The sequence below is a fragment of the Hansschlegelia beijingensis genome, assembly GCF_014196425.1.
In the GTDB taxonomy this organism is placed as follows: Bacteria; Pseudomonadota; Alphaproteobacteria; order Rhizobiales; family Methylopilaceae; genus Methylopila; species Methylopila beijingensis.
On sequence record NZ_JACIDR010000001.1, the window covers coordinates 189,481 to 202,268 of the forward strand.

At 68.6% G+C, this 12,788-nt stretch carries 17 protein-coding genes; 8 read left to right on the forward strand and 9 right to left on the reverse strand.

The features are described from left to right. The first annotated feature begins 66 nt into the window (after positions 1 to 66). The 4 genes from GGR24_RS00850 to GGR24_RS00865 are packed head-to-tail and all read left to right on the forward strand — an operon-like array spanning position 67 to position 2,763. Positions 67 to 606, forward strand: a complete 540-nt coding sequence (locus tag GGR24_RS00850) for a DUF1285 domain-containing protein (protein ID WP_183393406.1) — start codon at positions 67 to 69, stop codon at positions 604 to 606. Further along, positions 603 to 1,250, forward strand: a complete 648-nt coding sequence (locus GGR24_RS00855; protein ID WP_183393407.1) for an NUDIX domain-containing protein — start codon at positions 603 to 605, stop codon at positions 1,248 to 1,250. The genes GGR24_RS00850 and GGR24_RS00855 overlap by 4 nt, the downstream gene beginning before the upstream one ends. Beyond that, positions 1,247 to 1,522, forward strand: a complete 276-nt coding sequence (locus GGR24_RS00860) for a DUF6111 family protein (protein WP_183393408.1) — start codon at positions 1,247 to 1,249, stop codon at positions 1,520 to 1,522. The genes GGR24_RS00855 and GGR24_RS00860 overlap by 4 nt, the downstream gene beginning before the upstream one ends. Next, the gene (locus GGR24_RS00865) at positions 1,519 to 2,763 is read left to right on the forward strand and encodes a CCA tRNA nucleotidyltransferase (RefSeq protein WP_183393409.1); all 1,245 of its coding nucleotides are present in this window, start codon (positions 1,519 to 1,521) and stop codon (positions 2,761 to 2,763) included. The genes GGR24_RS00860 and GGR24_RS00865 overlap by 4 nt, the downstream gene beginning before the upstream one ends. Here GGR24_RS00865 and hemF read toward each other — a convergent pair. Further along, positions 2,760 to 3,641, reverse strand: a complete 882-nt coding sequence (hemF, locus tag GGR24_RS00870) for an oxygen-dependent coproporphyrinogen oxidase (RefSeq protein WP_183393410.1) — start codon at positions 3,639 to 3,641, stop codon at positions 2,760 to 2,762. The two genes, GGR24_RS00865 and hemF, sit on opposite strands and share 4 nt — an antisense overlap. A 27-nt stretch (positions 3,642 to 3,668) precedes the next feature. Beyond that, positions 3,669 to 4,142, reverse strand: a complete 474-nt coding sequence (locus tag GGR24_RS00875) for a tRNA (cytidine(34)-2'-O)-methyltransferase (RefSeq protein ID WP_183393411.1) — start codon at positions 4,140 to 4,142, stop codon at positions 3,669 to 3,671. A 220-nt stretch (positions 4,143 to 4,362) separates the two neighbouring features. Here GGR24_RS00875 and petA point away from each other — a divergent pair, with 220 nt between their 5' ends. The 4 genes from petA (at position 4,363) to GGR24_RS00895 (ending at position 8,090) form a co-directional block, all read left to right on the forward strand. Beyond that, positions 4,363 to 4,917: a ubiquinol-cytochrome c reductase iron-sulfur subunit gene (petA, locus tag GGR24_RS00880; protein ID WP_183393412.1), complete on the forward strand. Its 555-nt coding sequence runs from the start codon at positions 4,363 to 4,365 to the stop codon at positions 4,915 to 4,917. A gap of 46 nt (positions 4,918 to 4,963) precedes the next feature. Next, positions 4,964 to 6,247: a cytochrome b gene (locus tag GGR24_RS00885; protein WP_183393413.1), complete on the forward strand. Its 1,284-nt coding sequence runs from the start codon at positions 4,964 to 4,966 to the stop codon at positions 6,245 to 6,247. Positions 6,248 to 6,282: 35 nt separating this feature from the next. Beyond that, positions 6,283 to 7,140: a cytochrome c1 gene (locus GGR24_RS00890; protein ID WP_246397890.1), complete on the forward strand. Its 858-nt coding sequence runs from the start codon at positions 6,283 to 6,285 to the stop codon at positions 7,138 to 7,140. A gap of 80 nt (positions 7,141 to 7,220) precedes the next feature. Further along, positions 7,221 to 8,090 (forward strand): S-methyl-5'-thioadenosine phosphorylase, encoded by an 870-nt coding sequence (locus GGR24_RS00895; protein WP_183393414.1) that lies wholly within the window; start codon positions 7,221 to 7,223, stop codon positions 8,088 to 8,090. A gap of 15 nt (positions 8,091 to 8,105) precedes the next feature. On the opposite strand, the gene GGR24_RS00900 is transcribed toward GGR24_RS00895, so the two are convergent. The 7 genes from GGR24_RS00900 to GGR24_RS00925 all read right to left on the reverse strand — a co-directional run bounded on the left by GGR24_RS00900 (position 8,106) and on the right by GGR24_RS00925 (position 12,597). Beyond that, positions 8,106 to 8,579, reverse strand: coding sequence for a MaoC family dehydratase (locus tag GGR24_RS00900; RefSeq protein ID WP_183393415.1), 474 nt, complete (start codon positions 8,577 to 8,579; stop codon positions 8,106 to 8,108). After that, entirely contained in the window at positions 8,579 to 8,890 is a 312-nt protein-coding gene (locus GGR24_RS00905; protein WP_246397891.1) for a hotdog family protein, read from the reverse strand. The genes GGR24_RS00900 and GGR24_RS00905 overlap by 1 nt, the downstream gene beginning before the upstream one ends. Further along, positions 8,875 to 9,042, reverse strand: coding sequence for a hotdog family protein (locus tag GGR24_RS17530; RefSeq protein WP_246397892.1), 168 nt, complete (start codon positions 9,040 to 9,042; stop codon positions 8,875 to 8,877). The genes GGR24_RS00905 and GGR24_RS17530 overlap by 16 nt, the downstream gene beginning before the upstream one ends. Before the next feature lie 35 nt (positions 9,043 to 9,077). After that, on the reverse strand, positions 9,078 to 10,175 hold the full coding sequence (ychF, locus tag GGR24_RS00910) for a redox-regulated ATPase YchF (RefSeq protein ID WP_183393416.1): 1,098 nt from the start codon (positions 10,173 to 10,175) through the stop codon (positions 9,078 to 9,080). 54 nt (positions 10,176 to 10,229) lie between these two features. Beyond that, positions 10,230 to 10,838, reverse strand: a complete 609-nt coding sequence (pth, locus tag GGR24_RS00915; RefSeq protein WP_183393417.1) for an aminoacyl-tRNA hydrolase — start codon at positions 10,836 to 10,838, stop codon at positions 10,230 to 10,232. 25 nt (positions 10,839 to 10,863) lie between these two features. Further along, on the reverse strand, positions 10,864 to 11,526 hold the full coding sequence (locus GGR24_RS00920; protein WP_183393418.1) for a 50S ribosomal protein L25/general stress protein Ctc: 663 nt from the start codon (positions 11,524 to 11,526) through the stop codon (positions 10,864 to 10,866). 138 nt (positions 11,527 to 11,664) lie between these two features. Then, the gene (locus GGR24_RS00925; protein WP_183393419.1) at positions 11,665 to 12,597 is read right to left on the reverse strand and encodes a ribose-phosphate pyrophosphokinase; all 933 of its coding nucleotides are present in this window, start codon (positions 12,595 to 12,597) and stop codon (positions 11,665 to 11,667) included. Positions 12,598 to 12,788 lie beyond the last annotated feature (191 nt).

Here is a 12,788-nt window from a genome sequence, read left to right on the forward strand (position 1 = left end):
GAGCGTCAACCTGAAGTGAACATGGAAGTTCCAGACGCATCACCGCAAGACGCGGCAGCCGCGCGGATGCAGCTCCTCGCCGAGGCGGCCCGTGAGGCCTGCAGCCGGGGGCCGGCGCCGGTCGAGGCCTGGAACCCCGCCCATTGCGGCGCGCTCGACCTCGTCATCAAGGCGAACGGAACCTGGGTCTATGAGGGCTCGCCGATCAGCCGGCCCGCAATGGTCAAGCTGTTCTCCACGGTGCTCCGGCGGGACCCGGACGGCTATGTGCTCGTGACGCCCGCCGAGAAGCTGTCGATCACGGTGGAGGATGCGCCGTTCCTGGCGGTCGAGATGGCGGCCGAGGGCGAGGGTCTGGCGCGCCGCATCCGCTTCCGCACCAATGTCGACGAGGTGATCGACGCAGGGCCCGACCATCCGATCCGGTTCGACCAGTCAGGCCCGGGCCTCAAGCCCTATGTGCGGGTGCGCTCCGACCTGTGGGCGCTGGTGGCGCGCTCCGCGACCTATGATCTGGTCGAGCTGATCGAGGAGCGCGACGGTCAGCAGGGCGTCGCGGCCGGAGGGATGTTTTTCCCGGTTGATCCGCAGGGGACGACGCCGTGAGCGGCGTCTCCGCGGTCGCCGAGCAATCGCTCTTCGGGCTCGATGACATCCGTCGCCGGGCGAGCCTTCGCCTCCTGCCCGAACCGCCTGACCCCGACGACCCCGAGACGGTCGTGACCGGCGAGAGCGAATTGCTCCCGGCCCATGTCACGCCGCGCGCGGCTGCGGTTCTGGTCGGGGTGGTGGCGCGGCCGCAGCCGCAGCTGCTGTTCACCCAGCGCGCGCAAGGCCTGCCCGTCCACGCCGGGCAGATCTCTTTTCCGGGCGGCAAGCGCGAGCCAGAAGACCGGTCGCCGCTCGATACGGCGCTCCGCGAGGCCGAGGAGGAGATCGGCCTCGATCGCGCCCTGGTCCGGCCGCTCGGCTATCTTGACCTTTACGTGACCAACTCGGGTTTCGGCATTGTGGGGGTGGTGGCGGAGATCGACCCGCTTTACCGACTGACGCTCGATCCGGGGGAGGTGGACGACGCCTTCGAGGCGCCGTTCGATTTCCTGATGAGCGAAGAGAACCACAGCGTGGAAATGCGCGAATGGCGCGGCGGCTTCAGGCGGATCCACCACATGCCCTGGCAGGAGCGCCATATCTGGGGCGTGACGGCGGGACTGCTCCGCAATCTGTATGAGAGGCTGTACGGCTCATGAGCCGCATCGCGCTTCAAGCGCTCCTGTTTTTCCTGCCTTTCGTGATCTACGCGCTGTGGCTCGGCGCAAGCGGCCGCGGCTGGCGGGCGCCCGAGCGGTGGCGCGGCGTTCCGATGGCGTGGCTCGGCGCGGCCGGCGTCGCGCTCGTGCTCTCGAGCCTCGCGGCGCTCGCGCTCACGAGCGGCGGCTCCACGCGGGCGCTCTACATCCCGGCCCATGAAAAGGACGGCGTTTTCGTGCCCGGCCGGCTCGTCGAACCGGGCCAGCAATGACCGAACGTCGCGGCCGGATCGCAGATCTGGCGTGGCTGACGTCGCGGCCGCTTGCGGGCCTGCTGGCCGCGCTCGATTCGGACGGCGAGGAGGCGCGGGTCAGCGGCGGCGCGGTTCGCGACGCGTTGCTGGGCGATGCGCCCGGCGACGTGGACGTCGCGACCACGGCCACGCCGCAGGTCGTGCTGGCGCGCGCCGCTGATCGCGGCTGGAAGACGGTCCCGACCGGCCTCGCGCATGGCACGGTCACGGTCATCGTCGACGGGACGCCATTCGAGGTGACCACCCTTCGCCGCGACGTGGCGACCGACGGCCGACGGGCGGTGGTGGCCTTCACGCGGGACTGGGCCGAGGACGCGCAACGCCGCGACCTCACCATCAACGGCCTCTATCTGGATCGCTCCGGCGTGGTCCACGACCATGTCGGAGGGCTCGCGGACCTGAAGGCGCGGCGGGTGCGCTTCATCGGCTCGGCGTGCGAGCGGATACGGGAGGACTACCTTCGCATCCTCCGCTTCTTCCGCTTCCATGCCCGCTACGCCGAAGGGGCTCCGGATCCTGACGGCCTTCTCGCCTCGGTCCGGCAGCGAGAGGGGCTCGTGAGCCTCTCGCGCGAGAGGGTGCGGGCGGAATTGCTGAAGCTGCTCGTCGCGCGTCGCGCGGCCGAGACCATCGCCGTGATGGCGCAGGCCGGCCTGCTCGCCCCGCTGATCGGCGGCGCCTACCGGCTCGCCCGTCTCGACCGCCTGACCCGGCTCGACGCGCGCGCCCCGGACGCGCTGCTTCGGCTCGCAGCGCTCTCGCAGTTCGTCAGCGAAGACGCAGAACGCCTGCGCTCACGCTTGCGGCTGTCGAACGCGGAAGCCGAGCGCCTCGAAAAGATCGGCGACATGATCCCCGCCCTTTCCCCTGACGGCGACGAGGCGGCCGCGCGCCGCCTGCTGTACAGGGAGGGGGCCGAGGCCTATCGGGACCGCGTCCGTCTCGCCTGGGCGGACGCGGGAAAGGAGCCCGGCGACTGGCGCTGGGCCATGCTGCTGACGCTCCCCGACCGCTGGAAGGCGCCGCCTCTGCCGTTCTCGGCGGCGGACCTGTTCGACAGGGGCGTGCCGCCTGGCCCGCGCATGGGCCGGGCGCTGCGGGCCGCCGAGCGGGCCTGGATCGCGGCGGATTTCCCCGACGGCGCCACGGCGGTCGCGCAGGTGCTCGAGTTCGCTCTCGGAGAGGTCGGAGAGCTCTAGGGCCAGGCCGCGTGCGGCGGCAGGGAGGAGAGGATCGAGGCGACGTTGCCGCCGGTCTTCAGCCCGAAGATCGTGCCGCGATCGTAGAGCAGGTTGAACTCCACATAGCGGCCCCGGCGGACGAGTTGCTCGGCACGGTCCTGCTCGGTCCATGGCGTCTGCACGTTGGCTCGGACGATCTTCGGATAGATCTCCAGGAATTTCTCACCGACCGAACGCGTGAAGGCGAAGTCGGCTTCCAAGTCCCCGCTGTCCAGCCAGTCGTAGAAGACGCCGCCGATGCCGCGCGGCTCGCCGCGGTGCTTGAGGAAGAAATACTCGTCGCACCACGCCTTGTACTTGGCGTAGTCGGCCACCGCATGACCCTCGCACGCCTCGCGCATCGCGGCATGAAAGGCCTGCGCGTCCGGATCCTCCTGCGTCCTGCGCCGGTCGAGCACCGGCGTGAGGTCGGCCCCGCCGCCGAACCAGGCCCGGCTCGTCACCACGAACCGGGTGTTCATATGCACGGTAGGCACGTTCGGATTGATCGGGTGCGCGATCAGCGAAATCCCGGACGCCCAGAACTCCGGCGCCTCCATCGCGCCGGGAATCTCCTTGCGGAACTCGGGCGCGAACTCGCCATGCACGGTGGAGACGTGGACGCCCACCTTCTCGAACACGCGGCCCTTCATCATGCCCATCACGCCGCCGCCGCCGGGCTTGCCGGTGTGGTCGGTCCTGTTCCAGGGCGTGCGCTCGAAGCGTCCCGCCGGGCCGTCGCCCGGGCCGGCGTCCTCGATCGCCTCGAACGCGGCGTGCAGCCTGTCGCGCAATTCCTCGAACCAGGCGCGGGCGCGCTCCTTGCGGTCAGCGATGTCGACGAGCGACGCGGTCATGGGTGTCTCCAGCACAATCAGTGCGGTCTACGCCGGCGGCGGCCAGGAGGGAAACTGCCCGGTCTGCCGGAGCGCCTCCGACAGGACCATCGCGGCCGCTATCGCGACATTGAGCGACCGCAACTCCGGCAGCATCGGGACGGCGACCCGCAGCTCGGCGGCGTCATGCACCTCCGGCGGCGCGCCGACCGATTCGCGACCGACCATCAGGACGTCGTCCGGGGCGAAGCGCGCGTCCAGATAGGAGGTCTCGGCGCGGGTGGTCAGCAGCACGAGCCGGCTGCCTTCCGCGCGCCGCCGGGCCTCGAACGCCGCGAACGACGCATGCCGGACGACCGAGACCTTCTCGAGATAATCGAGCCCCGCCCGCCGGAAAGCGCGGTCCGAGACCGGGAAGCCGGCAGGCTCGACGATGTCCGCCGCAAGGCCCATGCAGGCGGCGAGTCGGAGGAGCGTTCCGGCGTTCTGCGGAATGTCCGGCTGGTACAACGCAAGGCGCATGATCGCGAAGGCCTTAAAATCACCGCGTGTTACCGCGCTGCGACATGGTGTCCCGATCGGTGCGACACCGCGTCGTAACCCCGGCCGCAGGGTGGACAGCCGCGGCTTCCGGGTGCGAGAAGCCGGCGACTGTTTCGACTTACTCTCATGACAAGCCGACCGGGAAACGCGGCGCGTGAGACGAGACGAATTCGTGGCTGGGAGCACGAGTGTGACAGCGATGGACGACGCGCAAGATCCGAATCGTCGCGACTTCCTTTTCCTGGCGACAGGAGCTGCGGCGGGGGTCGGCGCCGCGTTTCTGGCGTGGCCGTTCATCGCGCAGATGAACCCTGACCGCGCGGCGCTCGCGCTCGCCTCGACCGAGGTCGACCTCTCGCAGATCCCCGAAGGCCAGGTCGTCACCATCAAGTGGCGCGGCAAGCCCGTGTTCGTGTGGAACCGGTCCAAGGAGCAGGTCGAGGAGGCCAAGCAGGTCAAGCTCGAGCAGCTGGTCGACCGCGTGGCGCGCAACGACAACCTGCCGCCCGACGCTCCGGCGACCGACGAGAACCGCGCCGCGCAGGGCAAGGAGAACTGGCTCGTCGTCGTCGGCGTGTGCACCCATCTCGGCTGCGTGCCGATCAGCAACGCCGGCGACTTCGGCGGCTGGTTCTGCCCCTGCCACGGTTCGCATTACGACAGCGCCGGGCGCGTCCGGCAGGGTCCGGCGCCGCAGAACCTTCAGGTTCCCACCTACGCATTCGAGTCGGACACCAAGATAAAAATCGGCTGAAACGACACAATCATAAGCAACGCCGATATTCGGGGACGGGACGTCGATGGAAGGGCACTCAACGTACGAGCCGAAAAGTCGGGCCGCGCGATGGCTCGAAGACCGGCTGCCGATCGCGGGTCTGGTTCATTCCAGCGCAATCGCCTATCCGGTGCCGCGCAACCTGAACTATTTCTGGACGTTCGGCGCGATCCTCGTGGTCATGCTGGTCGCGCAGATCCTCACCGGCGTCGTGCTCGCGATGCACTACGACCCGAACGCCGGCAACGCGTTCCTGTCGGTCGAGAAGATCATGCGCGACGTCAACTATGGTTGGCTGCTGCGCTACATGCACGCCAACGGCGCGTCGATGTTCTTCATCGCGGTGTTCATCCACATCTTCCGCGGCATGTATTACGGCTCCTACAAGGCGCCCCGCGAAGTGCTGTGGATCCTCGGCGTCATCATCCTGCTGCTGATGATGGCCACCGCCTTCATGGGCTACGTGCTGCCCTGGGGCCAGATGTCCTTCTGGGGCGCGACCGTCATCACCAACCTGTTCTCGGCGATCCCCGTCGTGGGCGAGGCGATCGTCACGTGGCTGTGGGGCGGGTTCGCGGTCGACAACGCGACGCTCAACCGGTTCTTCGCGCTGCACTACCTGCTGCCGTTCATGATCGTCGGCGTGGTCGGGCTCCACATCTGGGCGCTGCACCATGTCGGGCAGAACAATCCGACCGGCGTCGAGGTCAAGGACATCCGCAAGGACACCGTTCCGTTCACGCCCTACGCGACGCTCAAGGACGCCTTCGCGGTCGTCTGCTTCATGATCATGTTCGCGTGGTTCATCTTCTACACGCCGAACTACCTTGGGCACGCCGACAACTACATCCCGGCGAACCCGCTCGTGACGCCGGCCCATATCGTTCCGGAATGGTACTTCCTGCCGTTCTACGCGATCCTGCGCGCGATCCCGTCCAAGCTCGGCGGCGTGATGGCCCTGTTCGGCTCGGTCGCCATCCTGGCCTTCCTGCCCTGGCTCGACACCTCCAAGGTCCGGTCGGCGAACTACAGGCCGCTTTACCGTCAGTTCTTCTGGATCTTCGTGGGCGTGTGCATCCTGCTGGGCTGGCTGGGCTCGAAGCCCGCCGAGGGCTGGTACGTCGTGTTCGCCCGCATCGCGACGGTCTACTACTTCGCGCACTTCCTGATCATCCTGCCGCTGCTGGGCTTCTTCGAGAAGACCAAGCCCTTGCCGCCGTCCATCGCGGACTCTGTTCTGGACGTCGCGCGCGGGCCCGCGCCGGGCACTCCCGGCCTTGCGGCGCCGGCGACGGGAGGCGGGCGTTGAGCGCGGCCATGTGGGGGCGGATCGGGGGAATGAGCATGAACGCCGCACACGCTGCGCGCACGCTGCGCGCCGCCGCGCTGGCCATGGGCGTCGGCCTGGCGTTCGCCGCTCTTGGCGCGGGCGCCGCGGGCGCCGCCGAGCAGGTCCAGCCGCCGCGTGAGAAGTGGTCGTTCTCGGGGCCCTTCGGCAAGTTCGATCCCGGCCAGCTCCAGCGCGGCTTCAAGGTCTACCGCGAGGTCTGCGCGAACTGCCATTCGCTCTCCATGGTGGCGTTCCGCAATCTTGCGGAGGAGGGCGGCCCGGGCTTCACGGAGGCCCAGGCCAGGGCCATCGCGGCGGAATACCAGATCAAGGACGGCCCGAACGACCAGGGCGACATGTTCGAGCGCCCGGGCCGGCTGTCGGACTACTTCCCGGCCCCGTTCCCGAACGAGCAGGCGGCGCGCGCCGCCAATGGCGGAGCCTATCCGCCGGACATGTCGACGCTCGCCAAGGCGCGCACCTATGAGCGCGGCTTCCCGTGGTTCGTGTTCGACATCTTCACGCAGTTCCAGGAGCAGGGGCCGGACTACCTCCACGCCGTGCTGAACGGCTACGAGGAGCCGCCGGCGGGCCAGAAGCCCGCGCAGGGGAACCTGCACTACAACAAGTACTTCCCGGGCCACTGGATCGCGATGCCCAAGCCGATCCAGGACGGGCAGGTCGAGTACACGGACGGCGCTCCGACCACGGTGGACCAGTACAGCCGTGACGTGACGGCCTTCATGGTCTGGGCCGCGGAGCCGCACCTGGTCGACCGCAAGCGGCTCGGGCTTGTGGTGATGTTCTTCCTGATCGTGTTCGCGGGACTGCTGTACTTCACGAAGCGGCGGGTGTGGGCTTCCGCTCACTGACCTGTTGATTTCCGCGAGCAGGGATTTTCGTGCGGCGGGCCCCGGTGGTCCGCCGTTCCTGCATCTGGAGGGAGACAGTCATGAAAGCGACCCTCGGCATCATCGGCGGCTCCGGCGTCTATGATCTGGCGGAACTCACCCGCGTCCGCGAACTCGACATCACGAGCCCCTGGGGCATGCCTTCGGCGCCGCCCAAGGAGGGCTGGCTCGGTGAGACCCGGGTGGTCTTCATGCCGCGGCACGGGGCCGGGCACCGGCTATCGCCGTCCGACATCAACTACCGCGCCAACATCGACGTGCTGAAGCGGGCGGGCGTCACCGATCTGGTGTCGCTGTCGGCGTGCGGGTCCTATCGCGAGGATCTGCCGCCCGGGACCTTCGTTCTCGTCGACCAGTTCATGGATCGCACCTTCCGCCGCGAGACCTCGTTCTTCGGCGCCGGCTGCGTCGCCCATGTGGCGTTTTCGGATCCGGTCTCGCCCAACCTCGTCGCGCGGCTCGCGAACGCGGCCGTCGAGGCCGGAGCGCGGCATGTGGTGGGGGGGACCTATGTCTGCATGGAAGGCCCACAGTTCTCCACCCGGGCGGAATCGCTGGCCTACAAGGCGATGGGGGCGTCGGTCGTGGGCATGACCAACATGCCCGAGGCGAAGCTCGCCCGGGAGGCGGAGATCGCCTATGCGAGCGTCGCCATGGTCACGGATTACGACGCCTGGCGGCCGCACGAGGACGGGGTCGGGGTCGCCGAGATCCTCGAGGTGATGCGGGAGAACGGCGCGGTGGCGCGGCGCCTGATCGCGAGCCTCGCGGCCGCCTTCCCGGCGGAGCATGAGCCGTGCCCGATCGGGTCCGACCGGGCGCTCGATTTCGCTCTCGTCACCGCGCCCGAGCATCGCGATCCGGCTCTGCTGGCGAAGCTCGACGCCGTCGCGGGCCGCGTGCTCGGCTGACGGCGAGGCGGCGGCTCAGTCCGGTCGCCGCTCCACCAGAACCACGCTGGTGAATTCCAGGACCTCGACGCCGTCCTGATTGACCGCCGAGTTCCGGGCGCGCAGCACGCCCCAGCCGGGACGCGAGGCGCTCGGCCGCGTCTCCAGCACCTCGGTGAAATAGGTGATCCGGTCGCCGGCGTAGACCGGACGCTTCCAGCTCAGATTGGAGAAGCCCGGCGAGGGGCCGACGCGGCCGACCGGAAGCCCCGCCGCGGTCCGCTCCTTCGCGAGCCGCGCCTGGAAGCCCAGCAGCAGCCGCATCCACACCGCGCAGGTGTGCCAGCCGGAAGCCGCCAGCCGCCCGAACGGGCCGGCGCGGCCGCCTTCCTCGGAGAGGTGGAAGGGCTGCGGATCATATCTGGACGCGAACCGGATGATGTCTTCCGCGGTGAACAGGTGCGAGCCGAGCTCGGCCTTGTCGCCGACGGCGTAATCCTCGAGATGCATCAGGCGGCGCTCCGGTCGCGGCGGCCGAGCATGACCGGGTTGACCTGGCGCATCGCGACGACGCCGTTCTGGTTGATGACCTCGAAGGCGAAGGTGACGAGGCCCATCTCCGGCCGCGACTTCGAGGGGCGCGTCGCCAGGGTCGTTCGCCGCACGCGCAGCCGGTCGCCGGCCCGAACCGGCGCCAGCCATTCGACGCTCTCGACGCCGGGCGCGCCCAACGAGGCCGCCTGGAGCAGCATGTGCTCGCAGTTGATCCGCATCAGAAGGGCGATCGTGTACCAGCCCGAGGCGATCAGCTCGCCCAGCATGGTTCCGCGCGCGCCTCCTCGGAGAGGTGCATGGGCTGCGGGTCGAACTCGCGCGCGAAGGCGACCATGTCCTCGCGATCGACGAGCCAGTCGCCATATTCGGCGACCTCGCCCGGCGCGAAATCCTCAAAGGTAAGCAGGGGCTCGGCCATCTTGCTCTCCGCAGCCGCGCCCCTTGCGGCCGCAGCTAGTTCGCGAACCGGAAGTGCAGCACGTCGCCGTCGGCGACGACGTAATCCTTTCCTTCGAGCCGCATCTTGCCGGCCTCCTTCGCGCCTGTCTCGCCCTTGAGCGCGACATAGTCGGCGAACGAGATCGTCTCGGAGCGGATGAAGCCCTTCTCGAAATCGGAATGGATGACGCCGGCCGCCTGCGGGGCCTTGGTGCCGCGCTCGATCGTCCAGGCGCGCGCCTCCTTGGGCCCCACGGTGAAGTAGGTGACGAGGCCGAGCAGCCGGTAGCCGGCGTTGATCAGGCGGTCGAGGCCGGTCTCATGCAGCCCCAGCGCATCGAGATACTCGGCGCGCTCCTCGGGCGGCAGCGTGGCGATCTCGCTCTCGATCCGGGCGGAGATCACGACGGCGACCGCGCCTTCCTCCTTGGCGCGCGCCTCGACCTGCGCGGAATAGGCGTTTCCGGTCGCGGCCGAGCCCTCGTCGACGTTCGCGACATAGAGCACCGGCTTGGAGGTCAGCAGGTTGAGGGCGGCGAAGGCCGCGCGCTCGTCGTCGGAGATCTTCGCGAGCCGCGCCGGCTTTCCGTCGCGCAGCAGCGGCAGCACCCGGTTGACGAGATCGAGCTGCTCCTTGGCCTCCTTGTCGTTCGAGCGCGCGCGCTTCTCGAGCGCCACGACCCGCTTCTCGAGGCTCTCGAGGTCGGCGATCATCAGCTCCGTCTCGACCGTCTCGGCGTCCGACAGCGGATCGATGCGGCCCTCGACATGGGTGATGTCGTCGTCCTCGAAGCAGCGCAGCACGTAGGCGATGGCGTCGACTTCACGGATATGGGCGAGGAACTGGTTGCCGAGGCCCTCGCCCTTGGAGGCGCCGCGGACAAGGCCCGCGATGTCCACGAAGGTGAGCCGGGTCGGGATGATCTGCGCGGACTTCGCGATCGCAGCGAGCTCCGTCAGGCGCGGATCCGGAACCGCGACCTCGCCGACATTCGGCTCGATCGTGCAGAACGGATAATTCGCGGCCTGCGCGGCGGCGGTCTGCGTGAGCGCGTTGAAGAGCGTCGACTTGCCGACGTTCGGCAGGCCGACAATGCCGCATTTGAAACCCATGGAACTCGCTCGTGACGTTCGGGAGATGGGGCGGCTTCTAGCACGCGCCGAAGATCATGCGCGAGCTTCGCCGATCCTTTGCGGATTGGCGAAGCCTGCGGCCTCCATCCGGAGATGGACCTTGTTCTGGAAGCTCTCGTCCTCGTTCCGCGCCAGAAGCTCGGCGGCCTCCGCCACGGCGTCGGTCAGCCCGTCCACCCAGGGCTGCTCCGATTTGCCGAAGTCGTTCAGCACGTAGGAGAGCACCGCGTCCCGGCCGGGATGGCCGATGCCGAGCCGCACGCGCTTGTAGTCATTGCCCATATGGGCGGTGATGGAGCGCAGGCCGTTATGGCCGGCGTTGCCGCCGCCGACCTTCACCCGGAGCTTGCCGGGCGCGAGGTCGAGCTCGTCGTGGAAGACAGCGAGATCGGACAGCGCGGCCTTGTAGAAGCGCGCGGCCTCCGCGACCGCCCGGCCGCTCTCGTTCATGTAGGTGCGCGGCTTCAGCAGCAGCGCCTTGACGCCCGCGATCGAGCCTTCGCACGCATCCGACTGGAAGCGCGCCCGCCAAGGGCCGAAGCCATGGCGGGCGGCGATCCGGTCGACGGCCATGAAGCCGATATTGTGCCGGTTCTTCGCGTATTTCGGCCCCGGATTGCCGAGGCCGACCAGGAGCAGCATCGCGAGTGGCTCCGGCAGGTTCGCGTCAGCCCTCGGCGGGCTTCTCGCCTTCGCCGGCTTCCGCCTCGTCGGCGGACTCGGCTGCGGCCTCGGTCTCAGCCGGCTCTTCAGCCTCGACCGGGACGGTCGGAGCCGCGATCGTCGCGATCGTGAAGTCGCGATCGTCGATCGAGAAGGCGACGCCTTCCGGCAGCTTCACCGCGGAGGCGTGCAGGCTGTCGCCGATGTTCAGGCCCGCGAGATCGACCTCGATATGCTCCGGCAGATGGCCGACGTCGGTCGTCACCTCGACGGTGTGACGGACGATGTTCAGCACGCCGCCGCGCTTGAGGCCGGGCGCCTTGTCCTCGTTGAGGAAGTGCACCGGCACGTCGACATGGACCTTGCTGGTGGCCGAGACGCGGAAGAAGTCCACGTGCAGCAGCGTGTCCTTCACGACGTCGCGCTGATAGTCGCGCGGGATCGCCCGCTCGACGCCGGCGCCCGTGTCGATCTCGAACACGGTGGTCTTGAAGCCGCCGGCGTGCAGCAGGCGGAACATCTCGTGGCCATCGAGCGCGATGCTGACGGGAGGCTTCTTGCCGCCATAGATGACAGCCGGAATCTTGCCTTCACGGCGAAGCGCGCGGGCGGCCCCCTTGCCGGCCTTCTCGCGCGCGACCGCCTTCAGGGGCTTGGTCGCAGTCATATCCGTTCTCCGAAATGAAATGGCCGCTCGCGACGAGCGGCCTGCCGCGGCGAACCCCTCCAGGGGTGTGGGACGCCGCGCGCGAGGCCATAGCCCAAAAACCGCCCCAAGACAATCAGGGCCTTGGGGATGACGCCGTCAGTCGAACAGGCTCGACACCGATTCCTCGGAGGAGGTGCGGGCGATCGCCTCGCCGATCAGCGTCGCGATCGAGACGGTGCGGATGTTCTTGGCGACGCGCACCGCCTCGGTCGGCTGGATCGAGTCGGTGATCACCATCTCCTTGATCCGGGAGGCGGTGACGCGGGCGACCGCGCCGCCCGAGAGCACGCCATGGGTCAGGTAGGCGTAGACTTCCTTGGCGCCCTGGGCGAGCAGCGCCTCGGCGGCGTTCACCAGGGTGCCGCCGGAATCGACGATGTCGTCCACCAGGATGCAGGAGCGGCCCTCGACCTTGCCGATGATGTTCATCACCTCGCTCTCGCCGGCGCGCTCGCGGCGCTTGTCGACGATGGCGAGCTGGGCGTCGATGCGCTTCGCGATCGCGCGGGCGCGGACCACGCCGCCGACGTCCGGCGAGACCACCATGACGTTGTCGGCCGGCAGCCGCTCCTTGATGTCGCGGACCATGACGGGGGCCGCGAACAGGTTGTCGGTCGGGATGTCGAAGAAGCCCTGGATCTGGCCGGCGTGCAGGTCGAGGGTCATGACCCGGTCCGCGCCGGCCTGGGTGATCATGTTGGCGACGAGCTTCGCCGAGATCGGCGTGCGGCCGGAGGAGCGGCGATCCTGACGGGCGTAGCCGAAATAGGGCATCACGGCCGTGATGCGCCGCGCCGAGGAGCGGCGCAGCGCGTCGATGATGATCAGCAGCTCCATCAGGTGGTCGTTCGCCGGGAACGACGTGGACTGCACGACGAACACGTCCTCGCCGCGCACGTTCTCGAGGATCTCGACGAACACCTCCATGTCGGCGAAACGCCGGACATTGCAGCGGGTGAGCGGTGTCGCGAGATAGGCGGCGATAGCCTCGGCGAGCGCCCGGTTGGAGTTGCCGGCGACGACCTTCATGCGACTTGTCCTGATATTTTCGCGTCCCGCAGCCTTGAGCATGCGGGGCCAAAGGGGCTCTGGGCTCTTAACAGCGATTCAAAACGGGCTCAACAAGCGCTGAGCCGCGGCCGGCCGCCGTCCGCCGGCAAAACCGCCGACATGGTTAGCCTCGAGCGCCTGTCGAGAACGTTGGCGGCCGCTCGCCGCGG

Excerpts from the sequence above, each read along its gene's own strand:
- GGR24_RS00865 (WP_183393409.1), top strand. The coding sequence starts at position 1,519 with ATGACCGAACGTCGCGGCCGGATCGCAGATCTGGCGTGGCTGACGTCG.
- hemF (WP_183393410.1), bottom strand. The coding sequence starts at position 3,641 with ATGACCGCGTCGCTCGTCGACATCGCTGACCGCAAGGAGCGCGCCCGC.
- GGR24_RS00850 (WP_183393406.1), top strand. The coding sequence starts at position 67 with ATGCAGCTCCTCGCCGAGGCGGCCCGTGAGGCCTGCAGCCGGGGGCCG.
- GGR24_RS00895 (WP_183393414.1), top strand. The coding sequence starts at position 7,221 with ATGAAAGCGACCCTCGGCATCATCGGCGGCTCCGGCGTCTATGATCTG.
- GGR24_RS00885 (WP_183393413.1), top strand. The coding sequence starts at position 4,964 with ATGGAAGGGCACTCAACGTACGAGCCGAAAAGTCGGGCCGCGCGATGG.
- GGR24_RS00860 (WP_183393408.1), top strand. The coding sequence starts at position 1,247 with ATGAGCCGCATCGCGCTTCAAGCGCTCCTGTTTTTCCTGCCTTTCGTG.
- ychF (WP_183393416.1), bottom strand. The coding sequence starts at position 10,175 with ATGGGTTTCAAATGCGGCATTGTCGGCCTGCCGAACGTCGGCAAGTCG.
- GGR24_RS00875 (WP_183393411.1), bottom strand. The coding sequence starts at position 4,142 with ATGCGCCTTGCGTTGTACCAGCCGGACATTCCGCAGAACGCCGGAACG.
- GGR24_RS00920 (WP_183393418.1), bottom strand. The coding sequence starts at position 11,526 with ATGACTGCGACCAAGCCCCTGAAGGCGGTCGCGCGCGAGAAGGCCGGC.
- GGR24_RS00890 (WP_246397890.1), top strand. The coding sequence starts at position 6,283 with ATGAACGCCGCACACGCTGCGCGCACGCTGCGCGCCGCCGCGCTGGCC.
- GGR24_RS00900 (WP_183393415.1), bottom strand. The coding sequence starts at position 8,579 with ATGCATCTCGAGGATTACGCCGTCGGCGACAAGGCCGAGCTCGGCTCG.
- petA (WP_183393412.1), top strand. The coding sequence starts at position 4,363 with ATGGACGACGCGCAAGATCCGAATCGTCGCGACTTCCTTTTCCTGGCG.
- GGR24_RS17530 (WP_246397892.1), bottom strand. The coding sequence starts at position 9,042 with ATGGCCGAGCCCCTGCTTACCTTTGAGGATTTCGCGCCGGGCGAGGTC.
- pth (WP_183393417.1), bottom strand. The coding sequence starts at position 10,838 with ATGCTGCTCCTGGTCGGCCTCGGCAATCCGGGGCCGAAATACGCGAAG.
- GGR24_RS00905 (WP_246397891.1), bottom strand. The coding sequence starts at position 8,890 with ATGCTGGGCGAGCTGATCGCCTCGGGCTGGTACACGATCGCCCTTCTG.
- GGR24_RS00925 (WP_183393419.1), bottom strand. The coding sequence starts at position 12,597 with ATGAAGGTCGTCGCCGGCAACTCCAACCGGGCGCTCGCCGAGGCTATC.